This is a genomic window from Fibrobacter succinogenes subsp. succinogenes S85 (assembly GCF_000146505.1).
In the GTDB taxonomy this organism is placed as follows: domain Bacteria; phylum Fibrobacterota; class Fibrobacteria; order Fibrobacterales; family Fibrobacteraceae; genus Fibrobacter; species Fibrobacter succinogenes.
This window is the reverse complement of sequence record NC_017448.1, coordinates 3,573,915-3,590,074: the sequence shown is the minus strand read 5'-3', so window position 1 is coordinate 3,590,074 and position 16,160 is coordinate 3,573,915. Positions and strand designations below refer to the sequence as shown.

Here is a 16,160-nt window from a genome sequence, read left to right as displayed (position 1 = left end):
AAACACACTTATGTAAAGTTTTCTTCCTAAAACTAATCAAAAATTATCGATTGTAACATGTTTTCAAGCTTTTTCTTTCCAATTCCATGCACTTTTTTGAGGTCAGAAGGCCCTTTAAACGGTCCTGACGCCGTTCTTTGCTCAATAATCTTTTCGGCAAGCTTTGGCCCCACCCCCTTTAGCGCGCACAAGTCGTCGGCACTCGCCGTATTAATATGGAGCGGGAGCGTGACTTTTTTCTTCGCCTTACGGTGATGCTCGGTTGATTTCGGGCCGGGATCCGCAAAGGGTGTTATTTTGTTTGTATCGTCAGACGGGACCGTACTCGCATCTGCAAGTGGAAAAGCATCAGAAGATAATCCCGGAGGCGCATTAGCGACAACTATAGCGTCACCGACTTCGAATGTTTCTATAGACGGGAGCCCCCACGGGAGGTAGCGGACGGTTAAACCAATGATAAAGAGGATGATTGCGAGTTTGAGAATTCTTTTTTCAGATGCGTTCATTGCCTTTTCTGAAAGGTTCATCTAGCAAAGGATTTAGCAAATGATCTAGCAAAATATTCTCAACGTGGGTAGCGTCCGACGGGACGTCCACGGAAATGCTCGGATACACACTCTGGACAATGCGAATGGGGCGCTTCCCCAAGATTCGCATCTGCTCCAGCGAGCGTTCCAGCTCAATCTTGTTCTGCGGGAGCGACGCAAACTCATCGCGAGCTTCGCGGGAGTAAGCGTAAATGCCCTGGTGCTGGAACCAGCGGCTCGCTTCTGCAGGCGGCACAGACCTTGTAAAGTCTACAGCCACACCGTCGCGCACGAGCACTTTCACGACGGTCTTGAGTTCTGCTTCTGCAGGGTTCAACGGGCATGCGACCGTCACCCAGCAGTCGGGGTGTTCCGAGAGGTCTTTCGCGACATCGCGGAGCACGGAAGGTTCAACGAGAGGCTCGTCGCCCTGGAGATTCACGACCAGGTCAAGACCAAGCTTTTTAGCAGCTTCAGCCACGCGGTCGGAACCAGTTGCACATTCCCCCGTCATCACGCAGTCAAAGCCAGCCGCCTGAACGACAGCTTCGATTTCGGGACTGTCCGTCGCACAGACAATGCGGTCAAAGCAATCCGCAAGGAGCGCACGTTCCATAGTACGGACAATCATCTCCTTGCCGTTGAGCTTCAGGAGAGGTTTCCCCGGGAATCTGGACGAGCCCATGCGGGCCGGGACGATGCAACTGACCTTGTTCAAAGCGAAATGCGTAACGAAATGCGCGAAATTCGGCAAATGCGTCGGGCAAGTGCGCCGACTACATCACCTTCGGGATGGCGAAGTGATCGTTTTCAACAGCAGGAGCGTTTGCAAAAGCCTGATCAAGCGTAAAACCCTGGACCGGCACGTCTTCGCGGAGGATGGTAGCGCCGTTTTCGACAGCGGTCATCGGTTCCACGTTAGAAAGGTCCAAAGCCTTCAATGCTTCGAGATGGTCGAGCATCTTATCCAAGTGACCCTTGATAGCCGGAATATCTTCTTCTGCAATGCTCAAGCGAGACAACTTCGCGAGCTTCAAAACTTCTTCACGTTCAAGCATAATTACCTCTTTTTTACAGGATGCAAGATAGAATATTTTAGTAGCAATGGGGTATGGGGTCGCACCCCTAGGGGTGCTTTGAGGTATGGGCTTTAGCAATATTCTCAAAGCGAAGCGACCTCAAAGGAGCTTTAGCTCCGAGCTCATAGCCCACAACCCCAAGCGGCAGAGCCGCTATCCAATCACTTCCAAAGCAGCGTATTTGAGGATGATGGTGCGGTTCATGTTCTCGCGGTCGAAGCGCACATCGACGCGGGCGTTATCGCCACTGCCGTAAGCCTTCATAATCACACCCGTTCCATACCTGGAATGGCGAACGCGGGCGCCCTCGTGGTACGGATTATCGTACTCGATTGTCGGACCAGACGGAGCAGGAGCCTTTACAACCTTCACCGGATTGCGGTAGACAATGTGCTTATCGTTCTTCTTGATGGACGCCGGCACAGGCGCAGGACGAGAGCCAAACGAAGACCCGCCAAAACCGCTACGAGATCCGCCAAAGCTACTGCCGTGGGAGGCGCCGCCAAACGAGCGGTTGCCATAAGAGTTGCCCGAGCCCGAATTTCCATAGGACGGACGAGAGCCATAGTTTGACGAGCCGTACGAACCGTAAGACGGCTTGGAGCGCGTATTGCCGACAAAATCAGGAACAGACGGACGTGTATTCAAGCACGGCGTAAAGTCGACAACGGACGGATCCAATTCCTTGAGGAAGCGCGACGGCGCAAACGGACGGATGTTCCCCTGGAAGAACCTGCGTTCCGCATGGTACAGATAAAGTTTCTTTTCAGCACGGGTGCAGCCCACATAGAACAGGCGGCGTTCTTCTTCCATCTGCTCGTTGATTTCTGCCATCGAGAGCATAGAAGTTCCACGCACGAGCGGGAAGATTTCATCATCGCAGCCCGCCAGGTGAACCGTATTGAATTCCAAGCCCTTTGCCATGTGGATCGTCATGAGCGTCACAAGGCCCTTTGATGTATCGACCTTCTTGTCGCCATCCGTCAAAAGCGAAATATCCTGCAAGAACGCATCGAGAGTAGCCCCCGGATGTTCTTCGTCAAATTCACGGATAGCGTTGATCATTTCGTCCAAGTTCGCAATGCGTTCATCAGCCGTGACTTCGTCTTCCTTGCGCAAGAAGTCCTTATAGCCCGTATCGTTGATGATATGTTCTGCAAGAATCGGGAGCGGATACTCACCAGAAGTCATCATGTTCTTCCAGTTCGTCACAAGGTCCGTAAAAACCTTAAGCTTCGGAGCGCCGCGCCCCGTGCCGTTCGCCTCGGCCAATAAATTGTCCCAGAACGAACCCTCGCCCGCTTTCACCTTGGCGAGCACGCCTTCGACTGTCGTCTTGCCGATGGCACGCGGCGGAGTGTTAATCACACGCAAGTAAGCGGCATCGTCTTTCTCGTTGGCGAGCACACGCAAGTAGGCAAGCACATCCTTGATTTCCTTGCGGTCCCAGAATCTTGTACCGCCAAAAATCACCGACGGGATGCGCAAATCGTTGAGCGCCTTTTCAAGCACTCGGGACTGCGCGTTCGTGCGGTAGAAAATTGCCGTCTTGGCATAAAAATCAGGACCCGCCTGAGCCACCGTCTTTGCAATGTTCGATGCTTCGGCACGGTCATCTTCAAAATAGCGCACGTGAATAAGCTCGCCCGCTTCTTCCTTGGAGAACACGTTCTTCTGCATTTCGGCAGGGCGGACGTTATGCGCAATCACGGAACCTGCGCCCTTCACAATGTTTGCAGTTGAGCGATAATTGCGTTCGAGCTTGACAATCGTCACCGGAGCAAAATCGCGGTGGAAGTTACGGATAATCTTGATGTTTGCGCCACGCCAACCGTAAATACTCTGGTCGTCATCGCCCACCACCGTTACGTTTTTCGTATCCCTGTTGATGAGCAACTTCAAAAGTTCATACTGGACGTCATTCGTATCCTGATATTCGTCCACAACAACGTATTGGAAACGTTCTCTCAGCTGTTCTGCCAAATTCGGGACCATCTGCAACATGCGAACCGTATTGAACAGCAAGTCATCAAAGTCCATCGCGTTCGATTCCGCAAGCTTTTTCTGGTAAGCAGCGTAATAGCGCGCCTTGCGTTCTTCGTCGGCAAATTCAGCGTTCAATGCAGCCACATCCGGAGTCTGCAAAACCGCCTTGTCGTTCTTGTACAAGACCGTATTCTTGAAACGGGAAATCGCGCTATGAACCTTCTTCAATTCATTCACGTCATAATCGTCGCCAAGATCGTCCTTCAAGATTTCCTTGAGGATGCGCTTCTGGTCATCATCATCGTAAATGGAGAAGTTTGCATCAAACCACTTGCCGCCAAGAGCCTTGATTACAGATTCCTTCGCCAAGCAGAGTTTCAATAACTTAAGGCAAACAGAGTGGAACGTCCCCATCCACGTGAACGGCTTACGGCAATTCAAAAGCTTCTGGATACGGTCCTTCATTTCGCGAGCGGCCTTGTTCGTAAAAGTCACTGCCAGCACGCGGTTGGAATCAATCTTGTGGTACGAAACCAGGTGAGCAATCTTGTAAGTAATGCAACGCGTCTTTCCAGAACCTGCACCGGCCAAAATCAGCATCGGGCCGTTAATTTTCTTCGCGGCAGCGGCCTGTTCCGGGTTCAACTCTTTATCTAAAACACTATCATCAACAACATTGCATTCTACAAAATCGTCCATCTAGCACTCCTAGTCGATATACAGATGTGCAATATAGAAAAATCCCCACTCAGAGTGAATGGGGATGAAAAAGATAAACGGCGAGCTTCGAACTATTCGTCGGCGGTGGATGCGCCGATGGCCTGTTCCAAAGTGGTCTGACCTTGGAGTGCCTTGTTGATGCCGTCCATACGGAGCGTAATCATTTCGCAAGACTTGATGGCCTCGCGCTTGATTTCGTCACCGGAAGCGCGCTTGATCACGAGATTACGCACAGCTTCGTTCGGCACGAGGAACTCGTAAATACCGCAACGGCCCTTGAAGCCCGAACCATCGCACTTTTCACAACCGCGGCCATGATAGAACTGCATGTCCGGCGAGAGGTGGAGTTCATCGCGAAGTTCCTGCGAGATTTCGACCGGCTCCTTGCAGTTCTTGCATATGCGGCGCACAAGACGCTGGGCCAAGACACCCTTAATTGCAGTAGACACAAGGAACGGTTCCAGTCCCATTTCAAGCAAACGAGGGAATGCACCGGCAGCGTCGTTCGTATGGAGCGTACTGAAGACCAAGTGACCCGTCAAAGCAGCTTCGATAGCCATTGTCGAGGTTTCTTGGTCACGCATTTCACCGATCATGATCACGTCCGGGTCCTGACGGAGCAAGGCACGAATGCCCGCCGCAAAGGTAAAGCCTGCGGCATTGTTAATCTGGCCCTGGTTCACACCGTCAATATTCAATTCCACCGGGTCTTCCATCGTCGAGATGTTGATCGTGGAATCCAAAATTTCTCGAATAGAAGCGTAAAGCGTCGTAGACTTACCGGAACCCGTCGGACCGGTAACGAGCACAATGCCGTTCGGGGCATTAATCGCATCGATAAACTGCTTGAGCACGCGGGCGTCAAAGCCCATTTCCTTAAGCGGGAACTGACCCGAATTCGGGTCCAAAATACGCATAACGATCTTTTCGCAGACACCGCGCTTACGCAAAGAAATCGGGAACGAGCTCACACGAAGGTCAACTTCGGATCCCTTGTAACGCACTGTGAAACGTCCGTCCAACGGCTTACGCTTTTCAGCAATGTCCATCTTGGACAAGAGCTTGATACGCGAAAGAATCTGCGGCATGAGTCGTGCCGGAATCGGAGACATCACCTGCAAGTCACCGTCAATACGGTAACGCAACTTGAGGAACGTCTCTTGCGGTTCAAGGTGAATATCGGAAGCGTGACGGGCAATGGCTTCATGAATCAAGGTCGTCACAATCTTCACGACCTGGCGACCTTCTTCGTCAGTCAGTTCCGGTTCATCGCTATTGCCATTTCCGCGTTCGACCGTTTCAAGTTCATCCTCTCCAGAACCTCCAATAAGTTCTGCAAGGGATTCTTCGGCAGGGCCGTGGCCCGCAAAAAGTGTATCGATGGTCTTCTTGATGTCCTGTTCGGAAGCCATGACCACATCAACATTGCGCTTGACCTTGAACTTGATAGAGTCCCTGAGTCGCACATTCGTCGGGTCTGCCATAGCGACCACGAGAGCCTGGCGAGCGTCCTTCGTCACGTAAAGCGGAACAATCTTGTTCGCCTTGCACTGGTCTTCGGGAATGAACTCATAGACCTTTTCATCAAGCTTAATCGTATCAAGCTTAACATAAGGCACTTCGAACTGGCAGCAAAGAATATCCGTGAGCTTCTTTTCGTCGATGAACTTCAAATCGACAAGCACACGGCCAAGACGCTTACCGCCCGACGTTTTCTGCTTTTCAAGAGCTTCGTTTAGCTGGTCTTGCGTAATGAAGCCCTGGTCCAAGAGCATTTCACCAATACGTTTCTTGGTGACACTCTGCATCTGAACACCCAAAATGTCGGTGAGAGCTTCTTGCTTGACCATGTTGGCCTTCACAAGAACCTGGGCAAGAGTCAACTTCTTGCCTTTTTGCGCCCAGAACTTGATTTCGTCTTCAGCATACCTCAGCTGATCTTCGTCAATCAAGTTGACACGAACCAACAACTGTCCTAAACTACTTGAATCTTTCATAGATGCGACCACGCCTGAGCATTCAGGAGCGCCTTAACTCCATCCTGCCCTTTCAAATAAACACCATTGCCACAAGATACCAATCCGATATCGTGGATTTCGCCCATTTTGGGCGCTCCTTCTAAATATATACTTTTTGTAAGATTAGAAGTGAATAGAAGTTCGTATTCTTCACCCCCATTTAGCGCAAATTGGAGGGGAGAAAGTCCAAAATACTCGCACATTTCCAAAACATCGGGGTCAATAGGGAGTTTTTGCTCGTCAATTTCGATGGATACGCCCGACGAGAGCGCAAGGTGGTTCGTTTCGGAACTAAGGCCATCGCTAATGTCCATGCAGGCGCCACGCACCCCCTGCTTGACCAGTTGAGCCCCCGCATCCTCGCAAATTTTCGGCGCAAGGTGGTATTCAACGAGCCTCGGGAAGCGATTTGCCTCTTCGGGATGGTTCATCAAAATCCAAAGTCCGGCATCGGATTTGCCGAGAGTTCCCGCCACAAAAACATGGTCACCCGGTTTTGCATCACTACGGAGGAGCGAAATTTCACCATCGGTCGTGCCGAGGAGTGTTGTCGAAAACATCCCGACATCGCCAGAGACCGTATCTCCGCCAATCAACGTAATTCCTCTTCTCTCAAAGCCTTGCGCAACCGCTTTTGCAATTCTGTTTCGAGTTTCTTCGCTCCAGTTTTTGTTCACGCAAAGTCCGAACAGCGCAATTTTGGGCCGACCGCCCATGGAAGACACATCCGAAACGTTGGACACAATGTGCTTCTCGACCGCCTGTTCCGGACTTGACCAGTCCAGGCGGAAGTGCGTGTTCTCGACCGAGAGGTCCTTGGTCGCAAGCCAGCCATCAAAGATGGCGCAGTCATCCCCCACGTTCAGCCAGCTGCGGTGTGCCGGCGGTTCGTTATTCAAGGGGTGGGCTCCTTCCAAAATTTTTCTGACGAACCTAAATTCGCCAAGGTCTGGGAAATTCATATTTTTCTAGGGTAATTCAATTTTTCTGCCAATAATTTAACAATAAACTTTCTATACTTTAGGCGTGGGACACATATTTTTTATAACGCCATCATCGCCAGGCAGCTTGGACAAGCTGAACCAGTGGACCTTCCGCTGGCTTTTAGAACATGGTAACATGGCGGAAGATTCCACCCTCTATACTTGCAATTCCATCGAAAGCGCCCAGAGCCTTTTGGAATCGGCACTCATCATCGGCCAGTCGCCATCACTCATCATCTTTGACCATGCCGACCACGCGACCGAGAAGAACCTCGCCTTCAGCAAGGAACTCCACAACGGTATTCCCGAATCGTGGATTATTGAAATCATCCCGGACGACATGCCTCTCCCCGAAGATTCGAGGGACGACAGCACGTTCTGGATCAGGCGCCCCGTAAGCGAAGAAGAATGGTGCGCAACGCTTGAAAATGTGCTGCACAAGAACTGCAGTCCGCAGTGGGCCAAGTGGACTCAGCACAAGAGCTTTAGAGGAATTTAAAACAGAGGTTTTTAACCGTGATTAAAGGCGTTAGCTACTTTGGTGTGCGCTCTCCGAAGTTCGCACGCATGGATCTTGTACAGATAAAAGAAGCAGGATACAATGCAGTGCTCCACACGTGGAGCGAAGAAGACCTGCAATATTATTACGACACCATGAAGCAGATTGTGAATGAGTCTGCCGCCATGGGACTTTCCGTTTACGTAAACCCGTGGGGTGTCGGTCGCGTATTTGGCGGTGAAGCTTATTCGGAACTCACAGCCAGAAACCACGACATGTGCCAAGTGGCGCTGGACGGAAAACCGAAAGTGGCCGCCTGCCCGAACCACCCGGAGTTCCGCGCCTACATGCACAAGTGGATTGCAACAGTTTGCGAGACGGATGTCTCCACGATTTTCTGGGACGAGCCACACTTTTACTTTGAAAAGGGCGGGCTTAGCAACTGGAGCTGCCGTTGCGAAAAGTGCCGCGAGAAGTTCCGTACAAAGTTTGGGTACGAGATGCCCGCCGAGCTTACAGACGACGTAAAGCTGTTCCGCGAAGAAAGCCTCATTGATTTCTTGGACGAGATGACTCAAGATGTCAAAGCGCGCGGCAAACGCAACTGCGTTTGCATGCTCCCGCCGTGGTTCCCGGCGGGGCTCGACGACTGGGGTCGTGTCGCGCGCCTCGATGCCGTCGACGAAATTGCAAGCGACCCGTACTGGGAACGCGGAGCAAGTGAAGAATGGGTCCGCGAAAAATACCGCGAAACAGCAAACAAGCTTGTTGAAGTCGCGACCCGCTACAGAAAGTCCGTACAGATGTGGGTCAAGGCGTACCAGATTGAAGCGGGCCGCGAAAATGACCTCGCCATCGCTGTCGCTGAAAGCCGTGCTGCAGGCATCAAGAACATCTTTGCCTGGAGCTACCGCGGTACCGAAACGTTAAGTTGGCTTAAAAGCGATAACCCGGACGAGGTCGCCCGGGTCTTTAGAAAAGCAGTTCTTTAGAATCGCAAAAATTACTTCATCACACGGATGGTCGCGGAGCTGTTACGGGACTTCACGAGGTACGTGCCGTTCTGCTTCACGAGTGCGCGGACTTTCTGCGCAACATCTTGAACTGTTGCAGCATCAACACGGCCGACATGCGCCCCGAGCATATCGAACACATCGTAAGTTTGCGGACCTGATGACGCTACGAATTTCGGACGAATGGCAAGCGACCGATCTTCAATTTCTATCCAGTCAATGTTCACGTAGTTGCCTGTAATCAAGAGCTTCAGCACATGCTCGCCCTTCGTGAATTCCACCTGGTCTAATTCCAGTCTTTCATAGACATCCCACTCATCGCCAGTTTTCGGAACCTTCGTGGAGGGCACAATTTCCTTATCATCCAAAAGCAAGCTAAAGCTAGACGATTCCGTACCAGAAGCCACATTCGCAGAGATATAGAATTTTCCATCACGATCCACATTCACGGAGTATTCCAGCCATTCGCCTTCTTGCGTGTAACCAATGGCATAATTGTCGCCGCCCTTATAAATATCCACGCCATCCTTGCGATACTCGCCACCCCTGTTTTCGGAATCTTTATCGAAATAAGAACTATTACCACTGCCGACGCCATTGATGTCATAGTTTTCGGCCTCGATCCTGCCCGGGATTTCCGCCGGTTCGCCTGCGACAACACTATCGCCCACCACTTTGCCAAACGGCTTCTGCGGAACAGGTTCCACGGGCTTGCGGTTCACAGCTTTGAGCATCTGCGCCGCATAGCGCTTGCCGAATTCCACATAGGCATCGTGATTGAAATGGTAGCGGTCCACGCCGTTACCGCCCAAGCCTTCGGACGAAGCGTAGTAGGTGTTGTCCATCGTGTTCGGGAGTTTCGACACGCGGTCGGAATAGCAGCAGCCTTCGCGCAAGAGCTCGCCCGCCACGAACGGCACCGTATCGGAACTCATGTCGAGAGCCTTGAGAATATCGTCGCGAGTTTTCTTCACGATTTTCGGCCAATCGGAATAACCGCCGTCCGTTTCGCCCTGATGGAAAATGAAGCCCTTGATGACGCCCTTTTCTTGTGCCTTTTTCGCGATGTCGATAATCGTCTTCGTCACATTGCCATCGCTTGCGTATTCCTTCGCATAGTTCTGGAGCCAGGTTTCTGCCGTCGAGAGATAAGTTTTGTACTGATCCTGGTCAAAGAGCTTAATGCTTGCACCGCCCACGGCCACCGGAATAATCCCAATCGTCACGTTGGGCATGCTGTCGGCCATTGTGCGGCCAAACCAGTCCGCCACAGAAATCGTGTTGCCGCAGTTAAAGAGCGAAGGCACAGCCGGGTAAACGTCACCGAGCGTATTGCGCCCCTTGCCCGAGCATTTTTGCGTTGCGAAAATCTTGAAGCGCGAATTTTCGACCTTGTCCGCGCTCTGGGCATCTGCCGTGCCGCCCATGTTGGACTGGCCATACGCAATGTAGATGTGGAAATTCGGGTCCGGAGCAGCCTCGGAAGAAGCCGCACCAAACAGCACAAAGCCCGCAGCAACACACGCCACGGACGCAAAACCAGAAAGCTTATTAAACATTCCCATATATCCCTTTGGGTTAAACAACAATTATAAATTATACAGAAAAGTGGCTAAGCGCGCGCCTGCCCCGAGAAAAACTATAGACAGTTTGTCTATGCGACTTTGTCTCAGTAGGAAGTGACAGTAGACGGTAGGAAGGGATAAAAAAACAGCCCCGTCGCTTGGACGAGGCTTTTAAAGTCGCAATAATAACGATGGCGAGAGCCGAGCGATCTTATTACTTAGCGCGTTCGAGGTAAGAACCGTCGCGGGTATCCACGCGGATCTTGGTGTTGTTTTCGATGAAGAGCGGAATCATCACCTTAGCGCCAGTTTCGAGAGTGGCTTCACGCATCACGTTACCGCTGGTGTTGCCCTGAACTGCCGGAGGAGCGTCAACGATCATCAGATCAACGAAGGTCGGCGGGATAACTTCGATCGGAAGCGTTGCCTGAGTCTTCGGGTCCTTCCACCAAGTGACTTCGACAGTAGCGCCATCGAGGAGCCAAACTTCGCAGCCATTGAGAGCTTCCTTGGAGATTTCTTCAGTTTCCTGAGTTTCGCTGTTGAGGAAGTACCAAGTAGAACCGTCGTTGTAAAGGTAGGTCATTTCGGTGTAGGTCACATCAGCTTCTTCCACCGTATCACCGCTCTTCCAGGTGCGTTCGAGAGTACGGCCAGTCACCAAGTTCTTGATACGAACGCGGTTGAAAGCCTGACCCTTACCCGGCTTCACAAACTGGTTTTCGATGATTTCATACGGCTGACCATCAACCATGATTTTCAATTTTTTACGGAATTCGTTGGTGCTTACAGTACCCATATTATCCTCTTTTGGTTTTTGATTCTAAATTTAGCAATATAATGGACAATTCTGTTAAAACTTTCACGCATATTTCTGAATTTTTAGACTATTTGGGCAATGATTTTACCGGTTTGACAAGCGAAATGCGCGCAAACCTCGACCAAGAGCCCACGTTCGCATTCAACTGTTCCAAGCATTACGCCGACCTCATCAAGAATTCGGCCGAGCCCGTCAAACTGCTACGCGAGGTTCTACCTTCTACAGACGAACTTAAGGATGCTCCGGGATTCGTCGATGATCCCGTTGGCGACCTCCCCGCCGGCAAGTCCGAATGCATCTTGCAAAAGTACGAGAACCGCGCCCTCATCGTTTCGACTTCTGCCTGCGGTGTGCGCTGCAGGTTCTGCTTTAGGCGCAACTACCCCTTCCAGGACACACAGAATATCGCGAGTGAAGTTTCGAACTGGCTGGACGTCCATACGAGCATTTGGGAAGTGATACTCTCGGGTGGAGACCCGCTCACGCTTGGCCCGGGACCTTTCCGCGACCTCGTGGAAGCAATCGCATTCCACCCGTCTGTGACGACGCTCCGCATCCACACGCGACTCCCGATCATGCGACCGGACCTCGTGATGCAGCATTTTGAACTTTTGCGAGAACTCCCCGCACGTTTCAATTGTGTGCTCGTGGTGCACGTGAACCACCCCGACGAGCTGGACGAAGAATCCGCCGCCGTTTTCGCACAACTTAAATTCAGCGGCTGGACGCTTTTGAACCAGAGCGTTCTTTTGAAAGGCGTGAACGATGACGCCGAAACGCTCGAACGCTTGAGCCGCAGGCTATTCGAGCAAGGTGTACTCCCCTACTATCTGCACCAACTCGACCATGCAAAAGGTGTCGCCCATTTTGAAGTCAGCGACGAACGCGCCCGCGAACTCATAGCGCAGATCCGCACCAAGCTCCCCGGCTACCTCGTACCGAAACTCGTTCGAGAAATCGCCGGCGAAAAGAGCAAGACGCCGATTTAAAAGAACATCTTACTCGTTTAATTCTCTGCCAAGAATACCGTTGATGCAATCTTCAAATTCATAGGAATTTTGCATTCTTATTCCATACACCCCCGATTCCATTTCATTTAAATAGGGTGCGTTATCTTCATTGCACTGATCTTGCGTAATATCGGGAATTTCGCGATTAAATCCATTGCAAATAACATTTCCCGAGGTTAATGTTACAGACACACTGTCCATAATTTTCGCATAATTCAATTTCAAATCAAAATCATGCCCAGCATAGCTAAACTTCATACTCTTATTCGTTTTTTCTTGAATCGTAATTCCATAATTTTCAGCAACAGATTCGGCACCGTGAGTAGTATAGAACTGAGTTTCAATCTGAATAGAGTTTTTGTTATTCAAGAACATGAATAATTCTTCGACAAAAACCGAATTCATGTAATCATAGTCCTCATGGTCTGCAATACGGACTTCCATTTTCCCATTATCAATTTTTAAATAATAATTATAAGCATCATTTTGACACGCAACTTCACCACTTGCCATATTTTTTCTGCATGGCAAAAATTTCCAGATTCCATCAAGCTTTCCAGACGTTCCACCAACATAGAACATTGTCGCAGCCGATACAGAATCTCCGTGACCATCTTGATAGAGTATAGCCGGTTGCATAAACATCAAAGTGTCTCCTCGGAAACCATAGGCATACTTATTCGTATCACTGTCATAAAAATCCGAATCATACATAAATGATTCACCATTCTTGATGCAACCCCCAAATTTTTCAGCAACAAACGTAATCGAATCACGAACTTCATCGACAAACACTTTACCTGAAGACATCACACGAGCCGATGCAAATGCAGTCTGCACATCAACATTTCCAGACTTATCATTTGAAGATGTATTCGTTCCACGACGAACAAGGCTTTTCACGCAACTTGCAAATTCATCACTATTGTCTTTGCGATAGCTCAAGCTTCCTTTGTCATTTTCATAAAGATAATCTGCATTTTCTTCGCGGCAAATTTCAGAAGAAACATTATCACGTTCACTCAAAGAAGCTGTACAAGACAGCCCTTCAGAGGACAAAGTTACAGCAGCAGAATCGTTTATTTGGACATAATCTACATTCAGTTCGTATTCATGTTCTTTATAAACGAATTTCATATTTTTATTCGTTCTTTCTTGAACTGTAAATCCTTTACCTGAAAGATCATTATCCATACTCATCACTTGACCGCGCAAATCAAAATCTATACGATTTTCATGTCCCGTCATAAATAACGCAAGATTATGAACAAAGCTAGAATTCATATAATCATACGTTTTATTTTCAGAAACACGGGTTTCCACACTTCCATTATTGAATTGGATAAATAAATTTTCCATTTCATTAGAACAAATGCGTTCACCACCTAATGAGTAACAAGGCAAAAACAGCCATATACCATCCAATTCACCAGGATTACCTCCAATAAGATAGGATATTATATGTTGTTGATAGCCGCTCTTTTGGTCTATTAAATCACAGGACAAGACAAGCGTATCACCATGGAAATCATATGCATAAGTCCTTGAACTTGCAAAATAGAAATCGGAGTTATAGGCATAAACGCCATTATCATTCTTTACGCATCCGCCAAAAGTTTCATAAACAATCGTTAAAGAATCCTGAGATTCATCAACAATAACCTTGCCCAATTGCGACACGCGTGCAGAAGCAAAAGCAGCCTGCACATCAATGAGTCCGCCATTATCATTCGAAGATGTATTCGTATCTTCGGTAAAACCGGAACACCCCGCAAGTAGCGATACCCCCGAAAGAACCGTTACGCAAGCAAGGCTCATGGCAAATAAATTTTGCATCAAATTAATCTTTTTCATTTTTTTCTCCAACTTGTTTGCTCAAAGGAAAGAGCTGTAAATTCATTCGATAAACACGATCGTAACTTTTCACGTTTGATACAATTTCCACTACTTTTTTGCGGAACGCATCAAGTTCTGCGGCTAAGCGCTCATACGCTTCTCGATCAAGGCCCATCGTCATTCCCGAGATATGGCGATATTCTCGCGTGTAGCGTTCTAGGGATTCAGCGGCCAGATGCGCATATTGCTTTTGCATATTGACGACCGTCGCCGAGATAACTTCACGAGAGCTCGAAACACCTTCGCTTGTTTGCACGTAATTTCCGCATTCATCTTTTTTCAAGAGCCCAAGCGATTCCTGAAGTTCCAAGGATTCACGAGCTTCGGCAGCAGAAATGGCAGGCACAAGAGCATGTCCCATTTCAAGAGGCGTTGCGCCCTTCATAATCGGGGCTAGTTCCCTGAGTGCCGGGTTTGCCCACGACGAAAAATATTCAAACGACTTTGCCTCTAAAAAATCAATCTTGTTTTCTTGCGCAATTTTCATCATCCGTTCAAAAGCGACTTGACGGACATCAGAGCGAGCAGAATCGCAAAATTCGACCAACGCACGAAAATATTCAGCCTGCGCACCAGACAAGTTCATTGCGGGCAAGACTTTTTCAACGCCCACTTTCGAAAGGCGCGTTTTGCCATCGCAGACTAATTTCAAGAAGCCCGATGAAGAGAAGCCTGCGAGTTTAGCAAACTCACGCCACGTAAATGCGGAACACTTTTTACGGCTCTCGTAAAAATCTCGCATGTACTCGCGGTAATCTCTATATTCAAAAACGGATTTCATTTTATGGGTAACCTTTACACCAATAAAGATAAATTACGTTGCTTTAAAATTCAATAAGAATAAAACAAATTTTATAAAATTTCTCTAAATTTAACAATTTTTATTTAAAATTACAGATTTTTATTTAAGTATATGAAACAAAATGTTTCATAAAGGAGATACCCGCTCGGTGGAAGGTTTGACAAAATATTTCTAGCACGCAAGCACGGATTCGATAAACTTCCGTTCCAAGAAATCATCAAAATCCGTTGGGTGCATGACACGCAGGCCATCGCCTTTACTATACACCAAGCAATTTCCTTCAAGCCCGCCATACCATTTCATGCCCTTGAATACAAGAGTCATCCAGTCATCAATAGCGTAATCAATGGCATCATATTCGGAATCAGGCGTATCGTCCGCACCGCTCAGGTACGGATGGAAAAGCGCGGCATTGTACTTGGGCTTGAATTTTTCGATAAAGACGTTCTCGGCATCCATCGCAAGCAAATCAATAGACGGCAAAGCAAGCCCGTTTAAAAGGAGCTGGAATTCATTAATCGAAACCGCATTGCCGATCAAAAGGCTATTATCCCGCTCTTCGACATCAAAGAACAGGAGCACAACGTCATCGCGAATATCCTCGCAATCTTCAATTTCAGATTCAAGCATATCAAGGAAGGGTTCACGAGCATGGCGCAAATCCGCTCTTTTCACCACCGGTCGCACAACCTTCCCGATAAACATCGGTTCGTAATTCCAAAGGAAGCACTTGGTTTTATCCAAGTTCGGAATTCGAATCAATCTATTCGAATAAAGGTACAAGAGTTTTTCGGGCGTAAGCCACGCCACAAAGGCGTCTTCGTCCAGGCATTTTTTCAGTTCCTTGTCGCTTGCCTTTTCATAGAATGCCGTATCAATCTCATAGAATTTCATTCCATGAGTTTTGGCGACAACTTCATCTTTAGTAAGGATATGAGGCACATCCATCCCCACATCGACGACAAGCGTTTTCTTTTCGCTCGGCTTAAAAAGCGGTTCATCGGCAGGGATAGAAACGCTTACGCGACCGCATTCGCTCACAAGGTCAAGATCAATTTTATGGCCCGCAAATTTCACATTGCAAAAATCAAGACGAGGCTTTTTAGCCACCATATAGACGCGAGCTTTACTTAGCGATTTACGATAGTCGACATCGCTTTTAGCCCACGCCATATCGCAGAAAGCCAAAGGGCAACACGCCAATTTCAATGTCGTAGAAATCACCTTCATCTCATCCTCGCT

14 protein-coding genes are annotated in these 16,160 nt (G+C 48.9%); 3 read left to right on the top strand and 11 right to left on the bottom strand.

What is annotated here, in order from left to right:
- Positions 1-32: 32 nt before the first annotated feature.
- The 6 genes from FSU_RS14760 to thiL form a co-directional block, all read right to left on the bottom strand.
- Positions 33-506, bottom strand: coding sequence for a ComEA family DNA-binding protein (locus FSU_RS14760; RefSeq protein ID WP_244263663.1), 474 nt, complete (start codon positions 504-506; stop codon positions 33-35).
- Positions 493-1,245 (bottom strand): 3-deoxy-manno-octulosonate cytidylyltransferase, encoded by a 753-nt coding sequence (locus tag FSU_RS14755; RefSeq protein WP_014547147.1) that lies wholly within the window; start codon positions 1,243-1,245, stop codon positions 493-495. Before FSU_RS14755 ends, FSU_RS14760 begins: the two co-directional genes overlap by 14 nt.
- 58 nt (positions 1,246-1,303) lie before the next feature.
- Positions 1,304-1,585: an Asp-tRNA(Asn)/Glu-tRNA(Gln) amidotransferase subunit GatC gene (gene gatC / locus FSU_RS14750; RefSeq protein WP_015732335.1), complete on the bottom strand. Its 282-nt coding sequence runs from the start codon at positions 1,583-1,585 to the stop codon at positions 1,304-1,306.
- A gap of 174 nt (positions 1,586-1,759) precedes the next feature.
- The gene (locus FSU_RS14745; RefSeq protein WP_014547145.1) at positions 1,760-4,291 is read right to left on the bottom strand and encodes an ATP-dependent helicase; all 2,532 of its coding nucleotides are present in this window, start codon (positions 4,289-4,291) and stop codon (positions 1,760-1,762) included.
- A gap of 92 nt (positions 4,292-4,383) precedes the next feature.
- The gene (locus tag FSU_RS14740; protein WP_015732334.1) at positions 4,384-6,309 is read right to left on the bottom strand and encodes a GspE/PulE family protein; all 1,926 of its coding nucleotides are present in this window, start codon (positions 6,307-6,309) and stop codon (positions 4,384-4,386) included.
- Positions 6,306-7,229 carry a thiamine-phosphate kinase gene (thiL, locus tag FSU_RS14735; protein ID WP_244263662.1) on the bottom strand — a complete coding sequence of 308 codons (924 nt, stop codon included), beginning with the start codon at positions 7,227-7,229 and terminating at the stop codon, positions 6,306-6,308. Before thiL ends, FSU_RS14740 begins: the two co-directional genes overlap by 4 nt.
- Before the next feature lie 169 nt (positions 7,230-7,398).
- On the opposite strand from thiL, the gene FSU_RS14730 reads away from it, so the two are divergent.
- Positions 7,399-7,812, top strand: coding sequence for a hypothetical protein (locus FSU_RS14730; RefSeq protein WP_041260271.1), 414 nt, complete (start codon positions 7,399-7,401; stop codon positions 7,810-7,812).
- Positions 7,813-7,829: 17 nt separating this feature from the next.
- Positions 7,830-8,804 (top strand): hypothetical protein, encoded by a 975-nt coding sequence (locus FSU_RS14725; RefSeq protein WP_014547142.1) that lies wholly within the window; start codon positions 7,830-7,832, stop codon positions 8,802-8,804.
- A gap of 11 nt (positions 8,805-8,815) precedes the next feature.
- Here the strand turns inward: FSU_RS14725 and FSU_RS14720 are convergent, their stop codons facing one another.
- Positions 8,816-10,390, bottom strand: coding sequence for a sialate O-acetylesterase (locus FSU_RS14720; RefSeq protein WP_015732332.1), 1,575 nt, complete (start codon positions 10,388-10,390; stop codon positions 8,816-8,818).
- Between the two features lie 214 nt (positions 10,391-10,604).
- Positions 10,605-11,189 carry an elongation factor P gene (efp, locus tag FSU_RS14715; RefSeq protein ID WP_014547140.1) on the bottom strand — a complete coding sequence of 195 codons (585 nt, stop codon included), beginning with the start codon at positions 11,187-11,189 and terminating at the stop codon, positions 10,605-10,607.
- A 41-nt stretch (positions 11,190-11,230) separates the two neighbouring features.
- Here efp and FSU_RS14710 point away from each other — a divergent pair, with 41 nt between their 5' ends.
- Positions 11,231-12,199 (top strand): KamA family radical SAM protein, encoded by a 969-nt coding sequence (locus tag FSU_RS14710; RefSeq protein WP_015732331.1) that lies wholly within the window; start codon positions 11,231-11,233, stop codon positions 12,197-12,199.
- 9 nt (positions 12,200-12,208) lie between these two features.
- On the opposite strand, the gene FSU_RS14705 is transcribed toward FSU_RS14710, so the two are convergent.
- From FSU_RS14705 to FSU_RS14695, 3 genes are all read right to left on the bottom strand, one after another.
- Positions 12,209-14,074: a hypothetical protein gene (locus FSU_RS14705; RefSeq protein ID WP_014547138.1), complete on the bottom strand. Its 1,866-nt coding sequence runs from the start codon at positions 14,072-14,074 to the stop codon at positions 12,209-12,211.
- On the bottom strand, positions 14,061-14,897 hold the full coding sequence (locus FSU_RS14700) for a TIGR02147 family protein (RefSeq protein ID WP_014547137.1): 837 nt from the start codon (positions 14,895-14,897) through the stop codon (positions 14,061-14,063). The genes FSU_RS14705 and FSU_RS14700 overlap by 14 nt, the downstream gene beginning before the upstream one ends.
- Before the next feature lie 192 nt (positions 14,898-15,089).
- Entirely contained in the window at positions 15,090-16,031 is a 942-nt protein-coding gene (locus FSU_RS14695; protein WP_155808809.1) for a hypothetical protein, read from the bottom strand.
- Between the last annotated feature and the right edge of the window lie 129 nt (positions 16,032-16,160).

Excerpts from the sequence above, each read along its gene's own strand:
- FSU_RS14720 (WP_015732332.1), bottom strand. The coding sequence starts at position 10,390 with ATGGGAATGTTTAATAAGCTTTCTGGTTTTGCGTCCGTGGCGTGTGTT.
- FSU_RS14705 (WP_014547138.1), bottom strand. The coding sequence starts at position 14,074 with ATGAAAAAGATTAATTTGATGCAAAATTTATTTGCCATGAGCCTTGCT.
- FSU_RS14740 (WP_015732334.1), bottom strand. The coding sequence starts at position 6,309 with ATGAAAGATTCAAGTAGTTTAGGACAGTTGTTGGTTCGTGTCAACTTG.
- efp (WP_014547140.1), bottom strand. The coding sequence starts at position 11,189 with ATGGGTACTGTAAGCACCAACGAATTCCGTAAAAAATTGAAAATCATG.
- gatC (WP_015732335.1), bottom strand. The coding sequence starts at position 1,585 with ATGCTTGAACGTGAAGAAGTTTTGAAGCTCGCGAAGTTGTCTCGCTTG.
- FSU_RS14760 (WP_244263663.1), bottom strand. The coding sequence starts at position 506 with ATGAACGCATCTGAAAAAAGAATTCTCAAACTCGCAATCATCCTCTTT.
- FSU_RS14700 (WP_014547137.1), bottom strand. The coding sequence starts at position 14,897 with ATGAAATCCGTTTTTGAATATAGAGATTACCGCGAGTACATGCGAGAT.
- FSU_RS14745 (WP_014547145.1), bottom strand. The coding sequence starts at position 4,291 with ATGGACGATTTTGTAGAATGCAATGTTGTTGATGATAGTGTTTTAGAT.
- FSU_RS14710 (WP_015732331.1), top strand. The coding sequence starts at position 11,231 with ATGGACAATTCTGTTAAAACTTTCACGCATATTTCTGAATTTTTAGAC.
- FSU_RS14695 (WP_155808809.1), bottom strand. The coding sequence starts at position 16,031 with ATGGTGGCTAAAAAGCCTCGTCTTGATTTTTGCAATGTGAAATTTGCG.